Origin of the sequence: Cyclobacterium xiamenense (assembly GCF_900109255.1) — a bacterium.
GTDB lineage: Bacteria > Bacteroidota > Bacteroidia > Cytophagales > Cyclobacteriaceae > Cyclobacterium > Cyclobacterium xiamenense.
Genome location: NZ_FNZH01000001.1, coordinates 145,044 through 155,390 on the forward strand (window position 1 = coordinate 145,044; position 10,347 = coordinate 155,390).

9 protein-coding genes and 1 tRNA gene are annotated in these 10,347 nt (G+C 50.0%); 6 read left to right on the top strand and 4 right to left on the bottom strand.

All coding sequences use genetic code 11. From position 1 onward, the window contains the following. The first annotated feature begins 2 nt into the window (after positions 1–2). The gene (locus BMW71_RS00490) at positions 3–311 is read left to right on the top strand and encodes a rhodanese-like domain-containing protein (protein ID WP_092167997.1); all 309 of its coding nucleotides are present in this window, start codon (positions 3–5) and stop codon (positions 309–311) included. Positions 312–479: 168 nt separating this feature from the next. Here BMW71_RS00490 and BMW71_RS00495 read toward each other — a convergent pair whose 3' ends face one another. Both BMW71_RS00495 and BMW71_RS00500 read right to left on the bottom strand, forming a co-directional pair. Further along, the gene (locus BMW71_RS00495) at positions 480–1,589 is read right to left on the bottom strand and encodes a site-2 protease family protein (RefSeq protein ID WP_092168000.1); all 1,110 of its coding nucleotides are present in this window, start codon (positions 1,587–1,589) and stop codon (positions 480–482) included. Further along, the gene (locus tag BMW71_RS00500; protein ID WP_092168003.1) at positions 1,582–2,214 is read right to left on the bottom strand and encodes an HAD family hydrolase; all 633 of its coding nucleotides are present in this window, start codon (positions 2,212–2,214) and stop codon (positions 1,582–1,584) included. The genes BMW71_RS00495 and BMW71_RS00500 overlap by 8 nt, the downstream gene beginning before the upstream one ends. Before the next feature lie 123 nt (positions 2,215–2,337). Here BMW71_RS00500 and BMW71_RS00505 point away from each other — a divergent pair. The 5 genes from BMW71_RS00505 (at position 2,338) to BMW71_RS00525 (ending at position 8,531) form a co-directional block, all read left to right on the top strand. Further along, positions 2,338–2,411: transfer RNA gene (locus tag BMW71_RS00505), tRNA-Ile, on the top strand. Positions 2,412–2,960: 549 nt separating this feature from the next. Continuing rightward, positions 2,961–3,092 (top strand): hypothetical protein, encoded by a 132-nt coding sequence (locus BMW71_RS24075; protein ID WP_143057509.1) that lies wholly within the window; start codon positions 2,961–2,963, stop codon positions 3,090–3,092. Positions 3,093–3,193: 101 nt separating this feature from the next. Beyond that, on the top strand, positions 3,194–3,778 hold the full coding sequence (locus tag BMW71_RS00510; RefSeq protein WP_092168006.1) for a transposase: 585 nt from the start codon (positions 3,194–3,196) through the stop codon (positions 3,776–3,778). Positions 3,779–3,799: 21 nt separating this feature from the next. Further along, positions 3,800–4,123 (top strand): AlbA family DNA-binding domain-containing protein, encoded by a 324-nt coding sequence (locus BMW71_RS00515; RefSeq protein WP_262485665.1) that lies wholly within the window; start codon positions 3,800–3,802, stop codon positions 4,121–4,123. A 589-nt stretch (positions 4,124–4,712) separates the two neighbouring features. Continuing rightward, positions 4,713–8,531, top strand: a complete 3,819-nt coding sequence (locus BMW71_RS00525; protein ID WP_092168008.1) for a PVC-type heme-binding CxxCH protein — start codon at positions 4,713–4,715, stop codon at positions 8,529–8,531. Positions 8,532–9,057: 526 nt separating this feature from the next. Here the strand turns inward: BMW71_RS00525 and BMW71_RS00530 are convergent. Next, complete coding sequence (locus BMW71_RS00530; protein WP_092168010.1) at positions 9,058–9,444, bottom strand: hypothetical protein; 387 nt, start codon at positions 9,442–9,444, stop codon at positions 9,058–9,060. Continuing rightward, positions 9,441–10,346 carry a hypothetical protein gene (locus tag BMW71_RS00535; RefSeq protein WP_143057510.1) on the bottom strand — a complete coding sequence of 302 codons (906 nt, stop codon included), beginning with the start codon at positions 10,344–10,346 and terminating at the stop codon, positions 9,441–9,443. Before BMW71_RS00535 ends, BMW71_RS00530 begins: the two co-directional genes overlap by 4 nt. Position 10,347 lies beyond the last annotated feature (1 nt).

Below are 10,347 nucleotides of genomic sequence, written 5' to 3' on the forward strand. Positions count from 1 at the left end.
CAATGAAAGATATAGAAGTAGACGAATTAAAAGAACGGCTGGATAAGAACGAAAAATTTGTGTTCATCGATGTGCGGGAGGCCTACGAATACGAGGAAGACAACCTCGGCGCCTGGCTGATACCGCTGGCCCAACTGCCGCACAAGTTGGCCGAATTGGAGCCCCACAAAGAAGAAGAGATCATCATCCACTGCCGTTCGGGCGCCAGAAGTGGCAATGCCAAGCAATTTCTCGAAAGCAAGGGATTTCCCAAGGTGCGAAACGTGCTGGGTGGGATTTTGGCGTATCGGGAATTGGAGGAAGAGGACTGAAATCTCGCGAGTTCGCATTTCCCGGGTAGCGCAGGGCTGCTACGGTCCAGCAAGGTCCAGGAACAAATCTTAACGCCAGAAACGTACCTAAAAATCTGATCGAAAGCAAATCCCCCTTTTTTAAAGGGGGCAAGGGGGATTTTTTCAAGCATTTTAACTAAATAACCATTACTCGATCATGAAAGGTTTGGGGATAAAGCAGAGGATAAAAATCACGATAGCAATCCATCCCAGGATTTTTCTGTTTTGGTCCAAAGGTCGGCCATCCGGTACTTCTGGATGATTAATTCCCAATACCCTGCCAATTAGAAAGGCAAACAACAACCATCCGGAATAGCCCTGAATACCCGGAAAAAAACTAGCCAGGGTGTACTGAATCGCGGCCATTCCCAAAGCGATTATCCATTGGTTGGTATTCGAAATTCCTGCTTTTCGAAAACATATGTAAAGAAAGCCGATGTAAAGAGGAAGGGCAAAAATCAGGTAATTCAGATCCTCGTATGGGCTTACCACGCCCAGTCCGGCAAAAAACAAAAACAGCGTATAGGCGATCAGGGACAGTTCCTTGTGCTGTTTGGGAAAGATCCCAAAGACCACGTGCCCTCCATCCAGTTGCCCGATGGGCAGCAGGTTAATGGCCGTAAAGAACAGGGCCAGGTAGCCGGCAAACAAGTAGGGGTAATGGATCACCTCGGCCATTTCCGGCATCCTGTCCGGGTCAGCCAGGGTTTCCTGCATCAGCCAAAACAAGAGGTTGTAGCCCAGTTCCAGGTCCATCACGTTTTCATCGGCCGCTTTGTCGTAGTTGGGATCTGCGTATTCGGGGTGGATTTCGTAGATATAGGAAGCCTCCGGCAGGTGGGTAAATCCATAGGCCAATACGGCGATGGCCAGTACAAAGCCCGCCAGGGGTCCGGCCACGCCGATGTCAAAAAACTTTTTACGGCTGCTGACCAGGCTTTTCATATGAATTACGGCGCCGAAGGTACCGATGGAGGGCGCGCCGATAAATCCCAGCCAGGCTGGAATAAAGAAAGGGAGGGAAGCCCGTACCCGGTGGTAGATGGACGTCAGCAAATGCCCGAGTTCGTGTACCAGCAAGATGCCCAGAAAGGGGATGGAAAATTCCAGGGAGCGCAAGAAGTAGGGCCAGGTGAGGGGTTTTTCGCTGGAGAGGATGCTTCGTCCAAACAGCCATTCCCCTCCGGCGAGGGTGGTGGCGACCAAGGTTAAAAGAAAAAGGATTCCGTGTTTTAGGTAGTCTTTGGTGCTATACATGTTGTTGGAAAAAATGGATCAGCGCTTTTGGATGGTCGATGTGGTGGGTTTGTATGCCAACCTTCTCCGCTCCCAAAAGGTTTTCTTTCAAGTCATCAAAAAACAGGCATGCTTCCGGTTTGGCGCCCATGGTTTGCAGCACCGATTGGTAGATGGCTTCCCCCGGTTTGCGCAGGCCCATTTCGTGGCTTAAAAACAAGTGATCGAAGAGCTGCGGCCAGGTGTTTTCGGGGAGTTTTTGTAAAAAAACCTGTTCCACTACTTTAAAATGGATGGAATTGGTATTGCTCAGCAGGTACAGGGGGTAGCGTTGTTTGAGTTGCAGTAGCAGGGCGATGCGTTCCTGCGGGATATCCACGAGCAGGCTGTTCCAGACCTCGTCGATCCAGGTATCTTCCCAGTCGGCGGAGAAGTAGTCCCGCACCCCGTTTCGGAAGCCCGGCTCGTCGATTTTGCCGGTTTCCAGGTCCATGTGGATGGGGGAGACCATAAACTCCCTGACCAGGGGATGTTTGTCGGCCGGCAGTCGGGTGTAGAGTTTGTCAAAGGTTCGTTGGTAGTCAATATCGTAGATCACATTTCCCAGGTCAAAGATCAAATGTTGGATTTCCGGACGGTTTTTCATGCAGGTATAAGTTGTGAAATTAAAATCAAATATGTAACATTGCAGTCCCAAAAGCAAGGCAAAACCGACGAAAAGGCGCTGGATTTGTTGCGGGAATAAGTAGCAGCAAGTAGTTGCTAGATCGGGCCTATAGCTCAGTTGGTTAGAGCTTCTGACTCATAATCAGGAGGTCCCTGGTTCGAGCCCAGGTGGGCCCACGATAATGTGATTATCAGCTAGTCACTAGATTTTGGTGCAGATTTTGTGCAGATTCACCAAGATACTTTAGGGAGTTTAGTCCTGTCAGCTTCAACTGGCAGGGCTTTTTTTTTACAGATCAAGGGAACTAACCAGGTGTTGAAAATTTAACTGGTGGAGATAGAGAAATCGGCACTCACTTGCCAAATGTGGAGGTATCCATTGTGAGGCAGAACCTTCCTGCCTTCAACCTGTTACACAAGTAATATTTTATCCGTTGCAACGGTCAACTTTTTGACCTATATTCACCATTCAAGGCATAGTATACTTGCCCGAAGGCTAAAGGCTGTCGCTCCGCGAGCTAAATAGCCTGTTTTTTTTGGCCGTCGCCCTTGCAGAGTGAGTATTTCTAAAAACTGACAAAGAAAAGTAATAACGTAAATGGCAAAGAAAACAAAGGATCCACTGACGAAACAACCGGTCGGCCAACTGGAAGCGTCGCTCTGGGAATCGGCTGACAAGCTTCGCAAAAAAATTGATGCTGCTGGTACTACTTAAAGTATAATAACGTGAGATCATTGGATTGCGGTTCAGCACAGTCACAAATCACAACAGGAGACTTAAATAATTATAAAATATTCGTTCCTTCTCTGCAGGTACAAAGAGTATTTGCGATGAAAGAGAAAGCAATTCATAACTAGTTGAGAACGAGCGAACAATATAGTCTTAAACTCAAGGAGGTTGAATCCACGATTCTTTCAAAAATGACCAAAGTTGAAGCTGAAAAAGAGAGGGAGGTGGTATGAAATACAAGCCCAACATCCACCATCGCAGGTCTATCAGGTTAAAAGGGTACGATTACAGCCGGGAGGGTTTGTATTTTATTACAATATGTTGTCAGGACATGATTTGCCGTTTTGGGTATATTGAGAATGATGAGATGCAATTAAACGAATTCGGGCAAATTGCATACGATGAATGGATGAAATTATTCGAACGGTTTAACAATATGCAAATAGATGTTTTCCAAATTATGCCCAATCATATTCACGGGATCATATCGTTGCATACCCCCACCATAGGGGCAGGGTTTACCCCTGCCCAAAATGCCAGGCAACCGCAAATCATTGATTGGGAATCATACAATGATGGGCAACCGCGAGGGATTGCCCCTACGGTATCGGATATTGTTGGTGCATATAAATCATTGGTCGCCAATGGTTCTTTGGATATTTATAAATCAAAAAACGAAACAATGGGAACATTGTGGCAACGCAATTATTACGACCACATTATCCGAAATGAAAATTCATATCGTAACATTACCGATTACATCATAAACAACCCGGCCAATTGGGGTAAAGACAAATTCTATCAAAGACAATAATACCTGCCCGAAACCAATCGCATAGAATACAAAGCCCAACTAACCAAAGACCTGAATTTGGAAAAAGAGGTGGTGGCCTTTCTGAATTACCGGGAAGGAGGATTGATCTATTTTGGCATTGATAAAACGGGAAAGGTATTGGGTGTTCCGGATACCGATGGGGATGCCCTGAAAATTAAAGACCGCATCAAGAATAATATTGCTCCATCTGCCATGGGTCTATTTGACGTGGTGGAAGAAGAAAGTGAAGGCAAGGAGATCCTCAAAGTCATAGTCGCCAGCGGTAGTGAAAAACCCTATTTCAAAAAGAAGTACGGTATGAAGTTATCGCTGAAGGAGCGTTGAATGAACAGACAAGTACCAATGCAAAACAATGGGAAGAATTATAAAAGAATTACTATGGGAATTAAAGAACAGTTGAAAGAGAACGGCACAAAATAGTCAAAGGCCTGGAGGAGACTTATAGAAAGCTTGTCGAATTCAAAAAGCAAAAGAAAAGTCCGATGATCGTGGTAAGGAACGGGGAAATTGTAGCGGTTGACCCAAATGAAATACAACCTACTACATTGTATAAGCGTTATGCGGGGTAATTGCTACGGAATAAAAGTATGGAAATAATTCAGCTAAACTATTGGAAAAAGAAGGACTTATATGCTAAGTTTATTAACTACAATGCGCTTCCCTGAAGCAAGAAGCCACACCAGCAATACCCCGACCTTTTTTTTCGATCATTGGAAATCGATCCAATCATGAATATTCCTATATTCACAGTGACAACAGCCTGACGAGCTCCCGATGCATCGGGGCAGGCAGTGTGAAGGGAGATTTTCGCGGACAGCCTGTCCCGTTTTTTTAGGGCGTTTCGTGGGAAGGTGGGAGTGAAAACTCCCTGCCGGACCCGATTGCACAAAGGAACCAATTAACTGATCGTATAATGCCAAAAACTAAACGCGTATCCAGCAGAAAATGCCAACGGCAACGCAATCCTGGTATTGAATCCGCAAAAATCCCCATCACCGCTTTAGCCAGTCAGGCGCGGGTAAATTTCCCATTAACCCATTGTCCGTCTATTCGTCGGAACATTGGATGCTTACTGCTCGTTTTTTTCGCATCCTGGCTGTCTGCATGTGCTCCCTCCAAAATTCCTTCGGATACGTTTTTTGACGGGCATTCATTTAGGGGCTGGAATGCCCACACAGCATCGGTTTGGCGCATTAAGAATGGCGTCATTACGGGTGGCAGTTTGAAGGGGAATCCGCGCAACGAATTCCTGGCGACGGACAAGGTCTACAAAAACTTTCACCTGCGGCTCGAATACCGGCTTGTGGGCACAGAAGGATTCGTAAATGGTGGCGTACAGTTTCACAGCCAACGAACCAGCCACCCGGCAAATGAGATGATCGGTTACCAGGCTGATATCGGTGCAGGCTATACGGGCTACCTCTACGATGAGTCGCGGCGCAAACGTTTCCTGGCGGAAGCAGACCCCGATTTCGTTGCTTCGATTGAGCGGCCGGGCCAATGGAATCGATACGAAGTCATTGCCCGTGGCAGGCAGGTGACGATCCTTCTCAACGGCCAACGGACCATTACCTATCGGGAGCAGGAGCGAGATATTCCGCTGGAAGGACACATTGCCTTGCAGATCCATGGCGACAGCAACGCAGAAATCTCGTTCCGAAACCTGCATATTGAGGAGTTGGATGATACGGTCATCCCATCCAATGAGTCTACCCTGAGCCGTTTCGGAAGCGTACAGACCCGGGCGCCGGTTCCTGCCTTCGAAGACGGCACCTTCCAGTTGCTAGAAGAAGATGTGGTCGTATTTGTAGGTCAGGAGAATTTTGTGCGTGAGCAACGATCGGGCGAATTGGAGTCGCTGTTGGCGGCAGGTTTTGCCAGGCAACGGCCCCGTTTTCGTTCGATGGCCTGGGAAGGGGATCTGGTCTATGAGCAATGGCGTGACCTGAACTTCGGGGATTGGAGCGATCAACTGGATGCGGTGGGCGCTACGGTGATCCTGGCTCAATTTGGTCAGATGGAAGCACTGGATGGACCGAACCGACTGGCGGATTTCGAAGCAGCCTACAACCAGTTGCTGGAAAAATTTTCCCACCGAACCCACAAGTTGGTGCTGGTGTCTCCCATCCGTTTTGAAAAACCGCTCGCTTCCCACGCACCCGATCTAAGGGAAAGGAATGACGACCTTCAGTTGTATGTGAAATCGATGGAAAAGATCGCCTCCCAACGCAACGCGCTGTTCGTGGATTTGACCAGGATGCCATACGGGAATCGGCTCACTGAAAATGGAATCCACCTGACACCGGAGGGGTTACGCTTGGTGAGTGAGGAAATTGCCCGGCAGTTGGATGTTGAAATCGGGGAGCTACCTTCGGAGGAGGTCCGTCGCGCCATTGTTCAAAAAAATCGCCTGTGGTTTGATTTCTGGCGGCCGGCAAACTGGTCCTTTGTCTATGGAGACCGTGTGAATCAGCTGTATGGGCAGGGGGCCGGGGCTGAGCCCTCGCTACAGGTCGCTTTTGAGCAGCAGCTGCCCCTTGTGGAAAACGCAGATGCCGTCATTTATGACCGGATAGCTGGTAAAGAAGCACCAGGAGTCTCGGTTGATCCGGTGGTGTACAGTGAGATGGATGCGTTGACACCAGAAGAACAACTGGCCGGGTTCACGACCGCCGAAGGGTATTCGGTCAATCTCTTTGCTTCAGAGCTGGAAGGAGTCGTGAATCCCGTGCAATTCGCCTGGGACGAGGACGGAAGACTCTACGTCGCATGTTCACCTTCCTACCCGCAGACCCTGGCCGGGATGCCTGCGCAGGACTACATTCAAGTCCTGGAGGATCGTGACCGCGACGGGGTCGCAGATAGCTCCTGGCGCTTTGCCGAAAACCTGAAAATGGTACAAGGCTTAGAACCGGGTGCAGACGGGCTTTACGTGTGCGACTTCGATCGAATTCTTTATCTTCGTGACACCGACGGAGACAAAAAGGCTGATGAGCGGCAGGTACTATTCTCCGGTTTTGGCGTAGGCGATACGCATCAATTGGTAAACAGCATTACGCATGGACCGGATGGGACGCTGTGGTTTACCCAGGGTCTCCACGCCATTTCCCGCGTGGAGACCCCACATGGCGTTGCCCGTCTGGACCGGGCCGGGGTTTGGCGCTATCACCCCCGCCGCTTAAAATTGGATAGTTTCTTCGGAGGAGGAATGGCCGGCGCCAATTGCTGGGGCGTCGCGTTTGATGACTACGGCCAGGTCTTTCACAAGACCGGAGACCGCCCGGAAGGCTATTGGACCGTGCCCGGATTGGTTCCTTTTCCGGAACAGGACGGTTCCCGCTACCATGAGGATCCGAACAAGGCCTACCAAAGGAACAATCCGGAGCAATATCACGACGTAGGCCCCCTTTTTGAGACTTCGCCCAAAACCACATCCCTGGAAATCATTGGAACATCAGCCATGCCCGAAGCGCTACAAGGCGCGGCACTGATCGGCGGATACTTCGGATCGGTGGTGGAAGTGCACCAATTCCAGGATGCAGGTGCAGGGTTTGCTACCAGACAGCTTCCCCGATTGATCACCTCGGCCGATAATTCCTTTCGCCCGGTGGATGTCTCTGTGGGGCCTGATGGGGCATTGTATGTGGCAGATTGGTTCAATCCGATCATCGGTCACTACCAGGCGAGCTATGCCGATCCACGTCGCGACAAGTCACATGGCCGTATTTGGAGGATCACCGCAGATGCCAGGTCGTCCTTAACCTACCCCGAGCTATCCGCAATGGATGAGGGCCAACTGCTAGAACTTTTGGGTTCTCAGGAGCGATGGTTGCGCTACCAGGCGAAGCGCCTGCTTTATTACCAGCCAACGGAAACGGTTGTGGCTGCGGCAGATGCGTTGGAGCTTCACGATCGAAAAGACCGGTTTCTCCTCGAATTGATCGGGGTTTATCAGGCGCATGAGACGGTTCGACCGGAGCTGCTCGATCGCCTGTTGCATTCGAAGGATTTCCGGATTCGGGCTTATGGTGCCCGTGTGCTGGGAGACTGGGCGTCCCGGATGGAAGGTGGAGCCCTTGGTCGGCTACGGGAACTCGTAAATGACGACCACCCCAGGGTCCGCCTGGAGGCCGTGATAGCCGCCAGCTACCTGCGGGAGACCCCAGCGATCGAATTGGTAACCGCAGCGCTCGAACACGCGTTGGACCCCTTCCTGCAGTACGCGTTGAGGCAGAGTGCGAGGTCCCTTCAACTTCTCTGGGAGACTCCTTTTCAGGAGGGGGAACTTAACCCCACATCCAAGGTTCAAAATGACTTTCTGCGGGAGCTTCTGGATCAGGGACCTGCGGTCGTTTCAGCTGGCGAAGCCCTGTATGAAAAGGCCTGCCTGGCATGCCATCAGCCAGGTGGTAAGGGTCTGCCGGGGGTGTATCCACCCTTGCTGGGTTCAAAGCGGGTCACCGGAGACGAAACGAAGCTTATCAAAATCGTGCTCAATGGGCTTACCGGTCCCCTAGACGTAGCGGGAGAGCAATACGGTGCCGGAACCCAGTCCATTCCCATGCCTCCCATGGGTGGAATGAGCGATCAGGAGATCGCTGATGTCCTCACGTACATCCGCAAGGAATTTGGTAACGGATCACGTGCGGTTGCTCCGGAAATGGTTGCGAAAACCCGTGCGGAGGTCTCCGGGCGAACCAAACCCTGGACCGCCCGAGAGTTGGACGAGTAAAAAGCCATACGGGACAAGTACCTGGTTGCGCCTTCAGTTTTGGAATGAGGGGCAGTTGGGGCCCATTGGCCTTTGCCTATCGCATAGAAATCCGATTTTGGGTTGGTTTTACCAAGAAATGCTAAGGGAATTGGTTCTGTTGGGATCGTCTGCCAGGACTCTTTTATTGGTCCAATCCCAAGGTGAAAAGGAGCGGCACAAATCCGCTTGATTTGATCGGCTACCCGGTGACTTTTCGTTCAATGAATAGAAAAATGCTGGTTGGTGTTTTGCGTAATTTTCCTACTCTAGTAGTAGGGCAAGAAATGTAGTTACAAGGAAACTATCGGCACTGGTTGCTGTTAGCCAGTAAATGGAAATACCATTTTATCAGATCAGATGGACATACCCTGTTGGAGAGGTATTTGAATCGCATGAGGTAAAAAGAACGACAGCACGGTCCTGAGTATCATGCATACGGGTTTTAGCAGTGTTTGGGCAATAGGACCGAATCATTTCGGGTAGTAAACGAACCGGAAAGAATCCATCACTCTACCCGTTCAAATGCTGGAGCAGCATTTTTAACAAGCCGTGCTTCGTGATTCGTTCCCGGAATCCTGGCAATGTTTTCACCCTGTTTCAGCTCGACGGGAATCAGCTTGGTGCCCTCTCCCCGAAATGTCACGTTATACAGGATATCGTTTACCAAGACGTCAAACTCCCGAGGCGTAAGCGTGCCGAAGTTACCCATGGTGGCGTGCACCAGCACTGCAAAATTTTGGTTGGGATCAACGCAATCGCCCTCAAGGATTACTTCGCCGTTTCGATAGCCAAAATCTACTCCCAAGGCCTCTATGATAACCTCCTCATCTCTACTACAGGCGGTTAGTAAAAGGGTAACAAGTATTGTCAGCAGGGTGTTCTTGTTCTTCATGGTTGTTCGATGATTACCAGTTTTTCAAATGCTATGGTCTGCACTGTATACGTTCCCGGTACCAAGCGATCGAAGAGTACTTCACCACCTGTCATGGACCGACTGCTGATTACCTGACCGCTCCGAATCAACGAAACGGGTTGCCCGTCGCTACTTCCGGTAACTTTAATGGCGCCCGCTTCGAAACAGGTGGCATTTCGCCGGTATACCAAAAGTTCACTGGCAAACTCAATAGCGACCGTCCATGACCGGATCACCGAACGATCCTCCGAGCGAAGTTGTAAACTGACAGGTTGGGAAAAATCCAGGAGATTCTCTCCGGAAATGACCGGTTGATTATTCCAAAAGAGGGTGGCACCGGCAGTCAACGTAAATAGCAAGGTATGGGCCGATATGGGTGTGTCTTTTTCTACCAGGAAGACCACTTTCTGGTCCGCTACCTTTACGTTCAATGGCTCCAATCCGGCAAGGCTGATCTCGGTAATGGAGGCGGCGGCACTTAGTGCAGGTTGTGCGATGCTGAAGGGCTGGAGCAGGTTTCCTTCGTGGGCATTTATTCGAAACACCAGTTGCTGCGCTACGTCGACGACCCGATCGGCAGTGGCATCATATATTTTAAAACTCACGACTTCATTGTTGGTGTTGCCAAACACCGTGAGGTAAGCCAGATGTTCCTGATGGCTGGATACTTCTGTCAAACCGGCAACGCCTCTGCATTCTCCGTTTACAAATGCAGCTACCCGATCCCCGGAGCCGGTAAGTGTTCTTCCGTCCACATTGACAAAGGCTACCAAAGACATGGTATGTTCGAAATCCTGCTCCGATACTTTCCAGTCCGGGCTCTGACCCCATGCTGGCAGGAAAATAGAAGCAATCGAAACGAAACAGATGATTTTTTGCATG

Coding starts and splice junctions, on each gene's coding strand:
- BMW71_RS00490 (WP_092167997.1), top strand. CDS start 3: ATGAAAGATATAGAAGTAGACGAATTAAAAGAACGGCTGGATAAGAAC.
- BMW71_RS00495 (WP_092168000.1), bottom strand. CDS start 1,589: ATGTATAGCACCAAAGACTACCTAAAACACGGAATCCTTTTTCTTTTA.
- BMW71_RS00500 (WP_092168003.1), bottom strand. CDS start 2,214: ATGAAAAACCGTCCGGAAATCCAACATTTGATCTTTGACCTGGGAAAT.
- BMW71_RS00510 (WP_092168006.1), top strand. CDS start 3,194: ATGAAATACAAGCCCAACATCCACCATCGCAGGTCTATCAGGTTAAAA.
- BMW71_RS00525 (WP_092168008.1), top strand. CDS start 4,713: ATGCCAAAAACTAAACGCGTATCCAGCAGAAAATGCCAACGGCAACGC.
- BMW71_RS00530 (WP_092168010.1), bottom strand. CDS start 9,444: ATGAAGAACAAGAACACCCTGCTGACAATACTTGTTACCCTTTTACTA.
- BMW71_RS00535 (WP_143057510.1), bottom strand. CDS start 10,346: ATGCAAAAAATCATCTGTTTCGTTTCGATTGCTTCTATTTTCCTGCCA.